At 44.0% G+C, this 13,372-nt stretch carries 16 protein-coding genes; 4 read left to right on the top strand and 12 right to left on the bottom strand.

Annotated features, from left to right (window positions below):
• Nucleotides 1-35: 35 nt before the first annotated feature.
• The gene (locus tag NSU13_RS02255; RefSeq protein WP_046313923.1) at nucleotides 36-668 is read right to left on the bottom strand and encodes a GDSL-type esterase/lipase family protein; all 633 of its coding nucleotides are present in this window, start codon (nucleotides 666-668) and stop codon (nucleotides 36-38) included.
• Nucleotides 669-1,074: 406 nt separating this feature from the next.
• Here NSU13_RS02255 and NSU13_RS02250 point away from each other — a divergent pair, with 406 nt between their 5' ends.
• Nucleotides 1,075-1,710, top strand: a complete 636-nt coding sequence (locus NSU13_RS02250; RefSeq protein ID WP_024425558.1) for an FMN-dependent NADH-azoreductase — start codon at nucleotides 1,075-1,077, stop codon at nucleotides 1,708-1,710.
• Between the two features lie 33 nt (nucleotides 1,711-1,743).
• Here the strand turns inward: NSU13_RS02250 and NSU13_RS02245 are convergent, their stop codons facing one another.
• From NSU13_RS02245 to NSU13_RS02210, 8 genes are all read right to left on the bottom strand, one after another.
• Nucleotides 1,744-2,517: an IclR family transcriptional regulator gene (locus tag NSU13_RS02245; RefSeq protein WP_041116704.1), complete on the bottom strand. Its 774-nt coding sequence runs from the start codon at nucleotides 2,515-2,517 to the stop codon at nucleotides 1,744-1,746.
• Nucleotides 2,501-3,547 carry a biotin-dependent carboxyltransferase family protein gene (locus tag NSU13_RS02240; RefSeq protein ID WP_327825458.1) on the bottom strand — a complete coding sequence of 349 codons (1,047 nt, stop codon included), beginning with the start codon at nucleotides 3,545-3,547 and terminating at the stop codon, nucleotides 2,501-2,503. The genes NSU13_RS02245 and NSU13_RS02240 overlap by 17 nt, the downstream gene beginning before the upstream one ends.
• Complete coding sequence (gene pxpB, locus NSU13_RS02235; protein WP_327825457.1) at nucleotides 3,544-4,290, bottom strand: 5-oxoprolinase subunit PxpB; 747 nt, start codon at nucleotides 4,288-4,290, stop codon at nucleotides 3,544-3,546. Before pxpB ends, NSU13_RS02240 begins: the two co-directional genes overlap by 4 nt.
• 18 nt (nucleotides 4,291-4,308) lie before the next feature.
• Entirely contained in the window at nucleotides 4,309-5,100 is a 792-nt protein-coding gene (locus tag NSU13_RS02230) for a putative hydro-lyase (RefSeq protein ID WP_327825456.1), read from the bottom strand.
• A 5-nt stretch (nucleotides 5,101-5,105) separates the two neighbouring features.
• The gene (locus NSU13_RS02225; RefSeq protein ID WP_065215305.1) at nucleotides 5,106-6,323 is read right to left on the bottom strand and encodes an NRAMP family divalent metal transporter; all 1,218 of its coding nucleotides are present in this window, start codon (nucleotides 6,321-6,323) and stop codon (nucleotides 5,106-5,108) included.
• Nucleotides 6,324-6,349: 26 nt separating this feature from the next.
• Complete coding sequence (locus NSU13_RS02220; RefSeq protein WP_034283808.1) at nucleotides 6,350-7,108, bottom strand: 5-oxoprolinase subunit PxpA; 759 nt, start codon at nucleotides 7,106-7,108, stop codon at nucleotides 6,350-6,352.
• Nucleotides 7,109-7,291: 183 nt separating this feature from the next.
• On the bottom strand, nucleotides 7,292-8,047 hold the full coding sequence (locus tag NSU13_RS02215) for a Cof-type HAD-IIB family hydrolase (protein ID WP_024425552.1): 756 nt from the start codon (nucleotides 8,045-8,047) through the stop codon (nucleotides 7,292-7,294).
• Nucleotides 8,048-8,174: 127 nt separating this feature from the next.
• Nucleotides 8,175-8,441 (bottom strand): excalibur calcium-binding domain-containing protein, encoded by a 267-nt coding sequence (locus tag NSU13_RS02210; RefSeq protein ID WP_080943500.1) that lies wholly within the window; start codon nucleotides 8,439-8,441, stop codon nucleotides 8,175-8,177.
• A gap of 184 nt (nucleotides 8,442-8,625) precedes the next feature.
• On the opposite strand from NSU13_RS02210, the gene NSU13_RS02205 reads away from it, so the two are divergent.
• From NSU13_RS02205 to NSU13_RS02195, 3 genes are read left to right on the top strand one after another with little or no spacing between them, the layout of a single operon-like run.
• Nucleotides 8,626-9,003: a VOC family protein gene (locus NSU13_RS02205; RefSeq protein ID WP_211043852.1), complete on the top strand. Its 378-nt coding sequence runs from the start codon at nucleotides 8,626-8,628 to the stop codon at nucleotides 9,001-9,003.
• 25 nt (nucleotides 9,004-9,028) lie between these two features.
• Nucleotides 9,029-9,322 carry a DUF5316 family protein gene (locus NSU13_RS02200; protein ID WP_342489809.1) on the top strand — a complete coding sequence of 98 codons (294 nt, stop codon included), beginning with the start codon at nucleotides 9,029-9,031 and terminating at the stop codon, nucleotides 9,320-9,322.
• Nucleotides 9,323-9,347: 25 nt separating this feature from the next.
• Complete coding sequence (locus tag NSU13_RS02195) at nucleotides 9,348-9,584, top strand: DUF2651 family protein (protein WP_041116688.1); 237 nt, start codon at nucleotides 9,348-9,350, stop codon at nucleotides 9,582-9,584.
• Nucleotides 9,585-9,782: 198 nt separating this feature from the next.
• Here the strand turns inward: NSU13_RS02195 and NSU13_RS02190 are convergent, their stop codons facing one another.
• The 3 genes from NSU13_RS02190 to NSU13_RS02180 form a co-directional block, all read right to left on the bottom strand.
• Nucleotides 9,783-10,175 (bottom strand): RidA family protein, encoded by a 393-nt coding sequence (locus tag NSU13_RS02190; protein ID WP_252050089.1) that lies wholly within the window; start codon nucleotides 10,173-10,175, stop codon nucleotides 9,783-9,785.
• A gap of 226 nt (nucleotides 10,176-10,401) precedes the next feature.
• Nucleotides 10,402-12,150 (bottom strand): methyl-accepting chemotaxis protein, encoded by a 1,749-nt coding sequence (locus NSU13_RS02185; protein ID WP_342489808.1) that lies wholly within the window; start codon nucleotides 12,148-12,150, stop codon nucleotides 10,402-10,404.
• A gap of 99 nt (nucleotides 12,151-12,249) precedes the next feature.
• On the bottom strand, nucleotides 12,250-13,371 hold the full coding sequence (locus NSU13_RS02180; protein ID WP_081123989.1) for a mannitol-1-phosphate 5-dehydrogenase: 1,122 nt from the start codon (nucleotides 13,369-13,371) through the stop codon (nucleotides 12,250-12,252).
• Nucleotide 13,372 lies beyond the last annotated feature (1 nt).

The following is a 13,372-nucleotide window of genomic DNA, read 5'->3' as shown; positions in this document are numbered from 1 at the left end:
ATTGAAAAGGATGAAAAAAACTGCAATCCCACGGATTACAGCTGTTTACAGTATACCTTAAACAATGCTTCTGCCATTGCTTCATACCCCTTAGGATTCGGATGAAATTGATCAATCGATAAGTAGGCTCTTTCATGCCCTTCAAACGCTCGGTACACATCCACAACTTCTACATGCGGATTCGCAGCAAGCAAACGAAGTTGTTGATTATATTGCTGAAGCCACCGCCCGGCTATTGGTATTTGCGGAAATGGATTATATAAATTCATGAAATATACGTAGTAAGGCTGATGCTGCCCTTTTTTGATCTGAGCAATTTCTTGAATCATCTTGCTAAAATTCGCCTGACAATGTATGACTGCTTGCAGCAGTTTCTTTTCATCTTCACCTTCTTCATACTGCTGAACAGCTTGAACAAGGTCATTCCCACAGCCTGTGATGGTGATGATGTTTGCTGCTGCAATCGCACGTCTCACCTCTGACCGTTTGAAAAGCTGTAAAATCTGATCAGTCGTTAACCCTGATTTTGCAAATACGGACAGCTCGACCGGTGCATGTGTCTTTTTTTCAAGCATCCACCAAAACCGCTGAACAAAACCTCCGCCAAATAAACGTGCCCCCACCCCAACTGTTAAGGAATCTCCAATCGCAACATAGGATCGTCCCACTCTTATCCCTCACTCTCTCCTGCCTTCTCTTATATATACGAATTCGGAGAACAGTTGCTTGTAGCAGATGACTTAGGGGCATCCATCTTTTTTTAAGATGCAGTGCCTTTACAAACTCTTTACTTGCGATATCGAACGATTTTTTGTTCAATAAGAGTAAGCTCTTTGCGCTGAAAACTGCGTATTTACGCGTTCCAGAAAAATTTACAAACTTTTTATCTTGATTTCGAGACTTTATACCTTGACTTCAAACTACATTGTGATTACAATGAAAATATCAGTTTTCATGTAACTGTGCTTGTTACATCTTTTTCATAGCATTCCAATATGATTAAAGATGCCACATATTCAGTGTATCATTGGGATACGCTAAAAAAATAACCGAAACAGAAAGGATTGAATGAACATGGCAAAAGTTTTATACATCACTGCACATCCGCATGATGAAACAGTTTCTTACAGTATGGCTACTGCTAAGGCATTTATCGAATCTTATAAGGAAGCAAATCCAAGTGACGAGGTTGTACATATCGATTTGTACAAAGAAAACATCCCTCACATTGATGCAGATGTATTCGCTGGCTGGGGCAAACTTCAATCTGGCGCTGGTTTCGATACACTTTCAGCTGAAGAGCAAGCGAAAGTTGCTCGTCTAAACGAATTAAGTGATCAATTCGTTTCTGCTGACAAATATGTATTTGTTTCACCACTTTGGAACTTCTCATTCCCACCAGTTCTTAAAGCATACATCGACTCTGTTGCTGTAGCTGGTAAAACATTCAAATACACTGAGCAAGGTCCTGTTGGATTATTAACAGACAAAAAAGCTCTTCACATCCAAGCACGTGGCGGATACTACTCTGAAGGTCCTGCTGCTGAACTTGAAGCAGGTCACCGTTACCTTGGTACAATCGCTAACTTCTTCGGAATTCCTTCTTTCGAAGGTCTTATCGTTGAAGGTCACAATGCTGAGCCTGCGAAAGCAGAGCAAATTAAAGCAGATGCAATCGAACGTGCGAAAGCTTTAGGAAAAACTTTCTAATAACTGCACGCAAAAAGCCAATGATCTTTACGGTCATTGGCTTTTTATTTGTTCAGATGAAAATCCTAATTCCCTCGAAATATCACTGGCGGCTTTTTTCACCTGTTTAATTAAGTAAGGTAAGCGTTCTTTTTGATATCCTGCTTCAAATCCTGCTATGCTAATACCTGCTACCACTTCCCCCAGATGATTGAAAATTGGGGCTCCAATCGCAGCTGTATAGTTTTCAAGCTCAGAATAGCTTAGCGTATATCCCCGTGCATTTGATTCTTCCAGCATGTTTCTTAGAACCTCTTTATCTGTGATGGTCCCAATTCCGATCTTCCCCAGCTCAATTGAGTCAATATAGGCAAGTCTCTCGCTCTCTGGCAAAAAGGAGAGAATACTTCTCGCACAGGCACCCGCATATAGGGGGGACCGTCTGCCGACGGCGGTGTAGAGACGAACAGGCTGCGTACCTTCAATCTTTTCCACGTAAATGGCTTCGTCGCCCTCACGAACAATGAGCTGTACAGCTTCTCCTACTTCATCCCGTAAGCTTTCCATAAATGGTCTTGCAATCCTTCGAATATCAAGGCGGTCCGCCACAAGCTGACCGTATTCAAGGAACATTAAGCCTAATCGATAAACACCCGTTTCTTGCTTTTCTAACAGCCCCATATCAGCTAAAGAGCTCGCCATACGATGAACAGATGTTTTCGGCATACCGGAAAGCTCGATCATTTCATTTAATGTTAATTGATCGTGAGCGATAAACAGCCGCAAAATCTCCATTGATTTCACAACCGTTTTATTTGTGTTTTGCATCTTCTTCACCTTTTCTAAACGAGAATGCTTCCAGCTTGATTCTTGCGGCCAGCTCCCTCAGTTCTGCTTCTTGCTTAAATAACGCCTGCTCTGCATCCCGGTGATCTATTTGTTCAAAATACAGCTTTGCCCCAGGCATCGCCTGTGCAATAAGCGGCAGATCAACAGTTGCTACTTCTCCAATACGCGGGTATCCGCCTGTCGTCTGCCGATCTGCCAGCAGAATAATCGGCTGGCCATCGGGTGGAATTTGAATAGATCCAAAGGCGACAGCTTCTGAGATCAATTCCAGCTTTTCTTTTAAATGAACCGGCTCCCCCTTCAGCCGGCAGCCCATACGATCTGATTGGGGTGTGACCTGATAAGGCTGCTCAAAAAAAGCGGTTTGAGATGTTTCTTGAAAAAAAGAAAGATGCCTGCCTGCCAGCACGCGAATCACTGGCGATTTCCGCAGCGGCAAAAAATGATCATGACTCACTGTCCAATCGGGTGCGCCGTACCCCGCCTGCTTCACTTTATTTTTTAGCCTATCAAACAAATGATCCGCTACGATAGACGGCTCTCCAACAGGCAGAATGTCGCCTTTTTCAAGCGGTCGTCCTTTCAGTCCACCGATTCCTGCTCTGACATAAGTGCTTTTGCTCTGCATGACTGGTTCCACATCAAATCCACCTGCTACAGCAAGATAAACTCGGCAGCCTCTCTTACAAAGACCAAAGGTGATCGTGCTTCCTGATCGGACAAAAAGCGGCTTCCATAATGGTGCCCGCTCTCCATCAATATCAATCTCAACATCAGCACCAGTGACGGCAATGAGCTGATCTTTTTCACATGTCAACACAGGCCCCGGCCCCATCAACGTCACTTCCAGCACGGCTTCGTTTTCTTGGTTGCCAGTGAGAATGTTGGCGATTCTAAGTGAGAGCGGGTCCATGCCGCCGCTCGTTAAGACACCATACTTTTGATAGCCTTGACGCCCTTTATCTTGAATGGTTGTGTACATCCCTGGCTTGATGACATGAATACTCAACATTCTGCCTCCTTCATGCTGAAAAATTCCTTTTCAGACATTTGGACAAATCTGACCTCGTCCCCTGCTTTCAATAGACTCGGAATTTCATCGTCTGGGCGAAAAAGCGGCAGCGGGGTTTGTCCAATGAGCTGCCAGCCCCCGGGTGTAGAAATTGGATAAACGCCTGTCTGCTTTCCTGCAATACCAACAGAGCCTTTTGGAATGGACAATCTTGGTGTTTCTCTGCGTGGTGCTGCGATCTTTTCAGACAGCCCGCCTAAAAACGGAAACCCTGGGGCAAATCCAATCATATAGACAAGGTACGTGCCCGCAGTGTGAATACGCACGACTTCCTCTGGCGTTAAACCATTGATACGGGCAACCTCTTCTAAATCAGGGCCCAGCGCTCCCCCGTAACAGACTGGAATGTCAACGATGCGGCGCTTTACCTGAACTCCCTCCTGCCATTTGTCTTCAAGAAGTTGTTCAATGTAGCCTTTGACCCATTCATATGGAGATAGGTCATGTGTTTGAAGCTGGGCCGATTGATGAACGGTATAAGGCTCGTAGAAAACAGTCACGTTTGTAAAGGCTTGAACCGCTTCTACATATCCTTCAAATGGGTGCTGTTCAATACATGCAAACAGCTGCTCAACACGTACATGAATCTCCTCACGTATGTCAGCTCCAGCTTGGATGACGATCGCTGCATCTCCCAGCGGGTGGTAGGTGATGGAATCTTTTATCGTTGAAAAAGCCACTTGAGAACACCTCTCTTTCTACAGTACACCTAGCTTTTGATCTCTTCGATCTGTGATGAACATATGACCGGGTGCATGAGTGATCGCAATATCGGGTTTTGTATGCATGACAATGGCTTGCGGCGTCACACCACATGCCCAAAACACCGGGACTTCTCCTTCTTTGATCACAGATGGTTCTCCAAAGTCAGGCTGACCTATATCGGAAATGCCAATCACCGCTGGGTCCCCTATATGGATCGGTCCGCCATGGACTGATGGAAATCGAGATGTCACTTGAACACTTCTTGTGACTTGATGCGCCGGAATGGGTCTCATGCTGACCACCATCGGGCCATGAAAGACTCCTGCTTTTTCACAAGCTATATTCGTTTGATACATGGGTACGTTATGACTGTCTTCGATATGGCGGACAGGAATGTCATTCAGCATAAGCGCGTGCTCAAACGTAAAACTGCATCCGATGAGAAAGCCAACCATATCATCCTCCCAATAAGCAGAGATATCTGTGACCTCTTCTTCAAGAATCCCTTTTCGGTAAATACGGTACTTAGGAAAGTCCGTACGAATATCCGCTTGAGGCGCCGACCGTCTTGGCACTGGATCACCTGGGTCCAGTACATCAAGCAATGGACATGCAGCCGGATTCCGCTGACAAAATAAAAGAAAATCAAAGGCAAGTTCCTTTTTAACAATCATTAAATTGGCTTGCGCAAAGCCCTCTGCAAAGCCAGCCGTTGGGCCTGTGATCTTTTTTTTGCGAATCAATTCTCTTATCTGTGATGGCTCATATGTTTGATAGACATTCATTTGAATCAACTCCATAGTTTTGGGATTTCATTGATGATGGTATAGCCGCCCATCATCGTCATGATGACCACAACAAATGCACCTGACACTGTCAAAAAGAATGGATGACGGTAATCGCCGACAATGTCTTTCTTATAGGCCGCAACGAGTAATGTGCCAAGGGCGAGCGGCAAAATCAATGCATTGATCGCTCCAACTAATATCAAGATGTTCACTGGTCTTCCGATCGTAATAAAACAAAGGGTCGAGAGGGCAATAAAGCCAATGATGATACCACGCTGGTTTTGCTCAATTTTTGGTGAGAAGGTTTTGAAGAAAGAAACAGATGTGTATGCTGCTCCAATGACGGATGTAATAGCCGCAGCCCACATAATAATCCCGAACATTTTATATCCGATATTTCCTGAAGCTAATTGAAAAACAGAGGCAGGCGGGTTGGATGGATCTATCTGCAAGCCTTTTGAGACAACTCCTAATGTGGCAAGAAAGAGTGCCACACGCATGACAGATGTAATTAACACACCGAAAATAGAGCTTTTCGTCACTTGCGGCAGTGCTTCCTTCCCCTTAATACCTGCATCCAGCAAGCGATGCCCGCCAGCAAAGACGATATAGCCGCCTACCGTTCCGCCCACAAGTGTCACAATGGATAAAATATCAATCGTCTCTGGGACAAATGTTCTCACGGCTGCTTCTCCAACTGGCGGCGCTGTTGAAATCGCCACGTACAGCATCAGGCCAATCATGACAAAGCCTGCTGCCTGCGTAAAACGGTCCATCGCTTTCCCAGCCTCTTTGATCACAAAGATGAGAATGGCAATCACAGCACTGATCCCTGCGCCGATTCGCGGATCGACACCGAAGATCACCTGAAAACCGAGACCAGCTCCAGCGATATTTCCGATGTTAAAGGCAAGTCCTCCAATGACAATCAAAAAGGCCAGCACATACCCGAGACCCGGGAGCACCATATTCGCTATATCCTGACCTCGTTTTTCTGAAACGGCAATGATGCGCCATACATTTGTTTGTGCAAAAATATCTAATAAAATTGAGATCAAAATGACAAACCCAAAGCTAGCCGCAAGCTGCTGTGTGAAGACGGTTGTTTGTGTTAAAAATCCCGGTCCGATCGCGGACGTCGCCATTAAAAAGGCAGCGCCCATCAGCATAGAACGATTCCCCTTTGGTGCCTTCATGTGTTTGACTTTCTCTGTTTTCATGCTGTTTCCCCCTTTGATGACGATTTTTATTGAAAGGCCTTGAGATGAATCCCGGCTTCTTTTAGCTTCGCTGTAATGGTTTTTGCAAATTGAAGCGCATGGCTGCCGTCTCCGTGAATGCAGACCGTATCTGCTTTGAGCTCGATATCTTCTCCTTGAACTGTACGAACCCTGCCTTCTCTCACCATACGAACAACCTGGTGGACGGCCCGTTCATCCTCTTCAATGAGTGCATGTGGTTCGCGGCGGGATGTCAGCGTCCCATCTGTTTGATACGTCCGATCAGAAAACACTTCATGTGCCACTTGCAAACCTATTCGTTCACCTGCTAACGCAAGTTCACTGCCTGACAGACCAAATAACACAAGGTTTGGATCCACATCATACACAGCCTGCGCAATCGATTCAGATAATTCAGTATTTTCAGCCGCCATGTTGTAGAGGGCGCCGTGTGGTTTGACATGCTGCATCGTGCCGCCCTCGGCCTTGAGAAAGGCTGATAGAGCGCCAATTTGATAGATGACAAGATCATAGGCTTCCTCTGCGGAGATAGCCATTGGACGTCTGCCAAAGCCGGCCAAATCTTGCAAACCCGGATGCGCACCAATTTTGACCCCTTTATCCAGTGCCATTCTAACTGTCTTTCTCATGACCGTTGGATCTCCTGCATGAAAACCGCAAGCAATGTTGGCTGAGGTGACATATTCTAAGATTTGTTCGTCTGCACCGATTGTGTATTGACCAAAGCTTTCTCCCAAATCACAGTTGATATCCACTTGATACATAGAATCCCTCCTTGTTGTTCCGAAATACGGAATATAAAGTCCGAATATTCGAATTTATATTGATTATATCAACTTTGGATAGACTACACATGAAATTGGCAGAAAATATAACATTCGAACTAGGAGAAAACAAAAAAAGCGAGAGGCAAAGTCCTCTCACTTTTTCTTGTAATGAAGTGCACTTTATTTAGACAGCACCCAATGTTGGATGGCTTTTGCAACACCGTGTTCTGTGTTAGGAGCCGTAATCCAATCAGCCGCCTCTTTCACCACTTCCTGGGCATTTCCCATCGCAATGCCTAATCCGGCTTCTTGAATCATGGCCATATCATTGAGGCTGTCGCCAAGTGACATGACGTTGTCCATCGTACAGCCAATGCGTTCTGCTACTTTTGCAAGAGCTGCCGCTTTGTTAATGCCGGCTGCATTAACTTCGATATTCGTTGGACTTGAGTTTGTGATCTCTAGGTGCTTATTTGTTTTCAATGTATTGAGTACTTCCTCACGAACGTCATCATCATGAATATCAAAGCCAAATTTCAGCCATTCATGGTCATGAATCCGTTCAGGGAATTCACCTCTCCACACCTTATCCACAGTCGAAGCCCAGTAATCGGTTTCGTACCTATTTTTTAAATCCCACATCATTTGGACGTGATCAGGATGCAGCAGATCTCGTTCGATCAGCTGAAAATTTGAATCCCAGATTTCACTTCCGTTTGCTGTCACGAGGTAAGACGATAACTTGAGCGGCTCAACCAGCTCTCGGCATGTCATCAGTGTCCGCCCTGTGCTAATGACCACATGGACCCCTTTTGCTTCAGCTTCTTTAATGGCTTGTTTATTTTCCTCTGGAATGATGTGCTCACTGTTTAACAGCGTGCCATCCATATCAATGGCAATCAATCGGATGTCTTTCTTATGAGCTTGTGTTGACAAATTGAGTACCCCACTTTGTATCGATTTTTGAAACTATCTTTATTTTAATATAAAGAGGAAGCTGGCACAAAGGGACGAGTTTGATCCCATAGAAAAAAGACCTTATTACAGGTCTTTTCACATGTGCTTAGCGTTCACACGCAATGCCGTCTTTGTCGCGGTCAAGCTTCATGTTTTTTTGATAAAGTGCTTTTGATACATATGGCTTGTACTTTGTTTTTCCGCCTTTGTTTTTCGTGTTTTTGCTTTTTGCTACGCCGCCTTTATATACCTTGTTCAGCGCTTTACAGTTTTTGTACTTCACTGTCTTTGCATCTGCTGTGTGGGTGTCGACTTGTGTAAAGCTTAGTAAAAGACCTAAAGACAAGACAGCCACCATGATTTTTTTCAACATGTAAGATCCCCCTATTTTTTCTAATTTTACAATTTTATCATATGTCACCACTTTTTGTTTTTCAAGACTATCGAGCTAAATATTTTGATTTTTTTGGCACGAAATACACCTTATATCCTATATGGTACAATGAGTGGGAAACCTTTCCGTTTTTGACACGTATATGAAGAGAGGAGTTTTTCACATGAAAATGAAATATACCATTTTATATGTAAACGATGTGGAGTCGAGTATTCATTTCTATCAGCAAGTACTTGGTTTCCCAATAAAATTGAGGGTTGAATCCTATGTTGAGTTTGACACTGGAGACGTGACGTTATCGATTAATTCACGCCAAGATGTCAAAGAAGCACTCGGATTGCCTGTCCCTGAAGCAAATCAAGCGTCTCAAACGTTTGAAATTGGCTTTGTTGTGGATGATGTGGAGCAAACGATTGCATCAATGAAGGAAAAAGGGGTTTCGATCATCAAAGAACCTGCAAAAAAACCATGGGGTCAAACAGTCGCTTATGTGTCTGATCCTGATGGTCATTTCATTGAAATATGTGATGCGGTCTCCTAATGGGCTTTGAAGGGAGTGAACCAGAATGAGAAAAAAACATGCTTTTTTCGCCGGTGTTTGCTCAATGATTGTGATTTGCAGTGCCGCTATGATGTTGCAGCACCTTGAATGGATTGGGTTTGTCAGCGGCGGGATTTCTATTATTGGGGTCGTGATGTCTGGGGTGCTAATGGGTGCTTGGACAAGTGGAGAAGAGACACGAGCAGCCTATCATTCTGAAACAAAAGAACACCGCATGTGGAGCCTTGATACGGCTTTTCTTGTGATGATTTTTGCACTTCCGCACATGGCTGCTTCGGTCTTTTATGTTTTGATGTAAACACTTATTAAAAGGAGTTAGCAATATGGCTGTTTTTATTCTATTCATTGTATTTGGCTTTCCTATTATCTCTGTGCTGATTGGCATATTGGGCACGCTCTTTTTGAAGAATGTTTGGATGCCTACTTTGATTGTGCTGTTAGCAAGCTTGATCTTCATGTTCACCTCTATTGGCGGGAATGTATCTTTTCTCATTTGGGTCATCGTCTACACCGTCTTTACGTTCCTTGCTGGATGGATCACAAAGCGGCTCAGCGTGTAGACAAACCCTCGCATTCTGTGTCACGTCTGCGTGCCGGTGCTCACGAATGTCAAATTCGCTCCGAGCCGGTACTCGTCCTTCCTAGACTTCAAAGGTTTTCTATCACGCTGAAAAAAGAAGACAAAGGGCTAAAATAAAGATCATTTTAGCCCTTTGTCCACAATTTGAAAGAACAGCATCGCTGTTCTTTTTTTAAAATCATATTTCCGCACACCATAGTTCAATTTCAATTTTCAGCTCCGGCCATCCTAAAGCTGATACATAAGCAACCGTCATTGATGGGTAAGCTGTTTTGAAGATCGTATCCCACTGAGGATATAGATGGTCCAAGTCGATTTCTTCTGTTGCCCATATATTGACCTTGATCACATGTTCTTCATTCAATCCTTCTGATTCAAGGATTTTTTTAATGTTTTCAAACGTATTCGTTACTTGGTCGTTTAAGCTTGATGGGATCTGCCCATCTATATCTGTCCCTACCTGACCCGATGTAACAAATAATCCCGCACCCTTTGGCACCCTTGTGATATGACTGTAGTGACCAACAGGTTTCGGCATACTTTCTGGGTTTTTTCTCGTGATTTTTTCCATGATATGTCCCTCACTCACGTTTATTTTTCTGCTAGTTTCTTCGTTTTGTAGATAGACTTCACCAATTTCTATCTATCCTAAAAGAAAACAGCAGTGGAATATCCATAGCCACAAGGTAAGAACATCAATATCTTCTTTTTCATGACCGGAAAACTCCTTTTGATTGCGTGAGCAAGGTTTTGATTAACTTCATCGTACCTGACAGGTGATACATCGTCAAAATGATTTATAGACGATAACGCGCAATGTCCTGATTCAATCGCATGCTAAGCTCATTAAGTCTTTCTGCTGCTTTTGCCACATTAGAGATGGCTGTCACTTGTTCGTCTGTGGATGCAGTGATTTCCTCGATCGCCGCCGCATTTTCTTGAGAAACATGTGCTGCGCCGTGCATGGCTTTTGTGATGAGGTCGTTTTGCTCCAGCAGTGTATTCAGCTCTTTTGCCATCGCGTTTGTTTCAACGATGGTTTGTGAAATCAATGTAGAGATGGCATTGAATTCATGTTCTGTTTTATGCACCGCTTCATCCAGCTCGGCAAAACGATCCATTGTGCTCGACATGATGCCGGCTGTTGCCGTCGTTTCTTCTTTAATGCCTTGAATCATTTGCTGAATTTGAACGGCTGATTGTTTTGTCTGTTCAGCTAAATTCCGCACTTCACTCGCCACAACTGAGAAGCCTTTGCCATGCTCTCCTGCACGTGCTGCCTCAATACTTGCATTCAGTGCCAGTAAATTCGTCTCATTTGAAATGCTCTCAATCGTATCTGTGATTTGAGAGATATCCTGTACTTTTGTACTTAACTGCTCGATTCCTGCTCTAATGCCTTGAGACGCCTGAATCGATTGTTCATTCGATTGTTTTAATTGCTGTACGATTTGCTGGCCCTGCTGTGATGATTGACTCGATTGGTCGGAAATCCGTTTAATTTGATCACTCTGTTCTTTGACATTCTCAATCGATTGATTAAACTGGGTCATTTGTTGATTGGCTACTTCAAGATCAGATGCTTGATGAAGTGTTCCAGTCGAAATATCTCCGATGGCTGGTCCAATTTCTTCACTGCTGGCTGAGGTTTCTTCAGATATCGCCGATAAATCTGTCGCTGATTCAACAAGCTGACTGCTCGTTTCCTGTAAACCGCTCACCAGTGTTCTGAGCTCTCCTGACATATGGTTAAAGCCTTTTGCCAGCTGTCCGATTTCATCCGTTGTTTCCTTTAAGCTCGTGCGTTCAATATTCCCCGCCGCAATTTCCTTTGAAGCAGCAGTGACTTGCTTCAGCAGTCTGACTTTTCCTCGAGCAGCTAAATAAAAGACGCCTAGACTCAGAAGGGCGACACCCGCTGTAATGAGAATAATATAAAGCTTCATCTGCTCTAATTCTTTATAAAATTCGTCCTGGAAGACAGCGATACCTACACTCCAATTCCACGGTGTAAACTGGCTCATATAGGCGAGCTTTTCTTTTTCTTCGCCGGTTGCATCGTCCTTATCCATATAGGTCACATAGTGTGCATCCTCGCCTTTTGCATTGGCGCCAGCGACCATTTTTTCACGATTGGTCGTGTTATCTGGAATGACACCGATGTCGTTGACAGGATGAACCTGGGTAGAATAGTCAGTGCCATAAGCGATCAGATAGCCTTTATTTTTATAGATAAAATCTGATTTTTGAGATTGGTATCCCTTCCCGTTGTCATTTTTGGGCCCGCTCAAGTAAAGCCGGGCTTGTTCTTGCGCCTGCTCAAGCGTCAGTTCTTTTTTCTCCACACGGTCATTCAACTGTTCAAGTGTGGCCATCGCTCCGCTGACGATGTGCTTTAAATCTGCTTTCCCTGCATCAATTAAGACATGTTTCGCTAACAAATAACCCGTTGTTCCAACTAGTCCACCTGTTAAAATCGTGATCACGATAATGGCAGACATTAATTGAAAAAAGACACTTCTTGACGCAAACGCTTTCTTTTTCATGTACAAATTCCCCCTTACTTTATATATCGTCATGCAGGGAAAAGTATTAAAAAAGTCATAGAAAAAATCCCTTTCTCACAATGGAAAGGGATTTTCTGATTAATGAGCTGCTTCTTTAAGAATGGCTTGATAAAGATCGTCTGCTGGCGAGAGTCCACATACCTCTTCCAGCACACCTTCAATGCCTTTTTCTTTTCTTAATGCCTGCAGACGAACAGCTTCTTCGTCTTCAGTAAAGTCGTAAGCCAAAGCTGCCACAATGCCTTTAATTAAATACTCTGGCTGTCTGATCTTTTTCGCTGGGCCGATTAAACGGTCATTTGCTCCAAGCTTTCTAAGCGGGGAACGTGCGACACGCGTGACTTCATCAGAGATAAAGGCATTTTCAAATCGTTTGATGATTTTTTGAATATACGCATCATGTTCTTCTTTTTGAAAGCCATAGGTGGCGATTAAATAACTGCCCGTTTCGTGTAGTGCACCTTCGACCACTTGACGAATCTCTGGTGTATCGACAGCTTCTTTAATCGTTTGAACGCCTTTCTCGTACCCTACATAAGCAGCTAGTGCATGTCCTGTGTTGACAGTAAAGAGCTTACGCTCAATATAAGGCGTTAAATCTTGTACAAAGGTCGCTCCATCGATCTGAGGAACGTCTCCAACAAAGCCTGTCTCATCAATGACCCACTCGAAAAATGGCTCGACTGATACTTTCAAAATGTCCTCATGGTGCTGAATGGGGACAATGCGGTCAACCGCAGCGTTTGGAAAACCAACTGTGTGTGAAAGCGCTTCTTGTTCATCAGCTGTTAAATGAGAGAAAACAGCTTCCTTTAAATGAGAGCTGCCGCCAATCATATTTTCACACGCCACAATGTTGATGATATGATCAGGCTTTTTCTGTTTTAAACCTTCAGCAATCGATGAAGCAATGATGTTCAAAACAGCTGGTCCAACAGCTGTTGTAATGAGGTCAGCTGTTGCAACTGCCTCAGTTAATGCAGCTGGATCTTTTGCGGAATTGATGGCGGACACTGGACCGACTACTTCTTGCTGCTGCCCTGGAGCTGCGAGTTCCACTGTGTATTCTCTTTTTTCATTCAGCTCGTTGATCACCGCTTCATTTACATCGGTAAAAACGAGCTCAAAGCCTGATGCTTTTAACAAAGATCCGATAAATCCTCTGCCAATATTGCCTGCTCCAAAATGAATTGCCTTCATG

The sequence above is a fragment of the Bacillus sp. FSL M8-0049 genome (genome assembly GCF_038593355.1).
GTDB lineage: Bacteria > Bacillota > Bacilli > Bacillales > Bacillaceae > Bacillus > Bacillus safensis.
The sequence above is the reverse complement of the archived record's forward strand: the minus strand, read 5'-3'. Positions and strand labels throughout refer to the sequence as shown.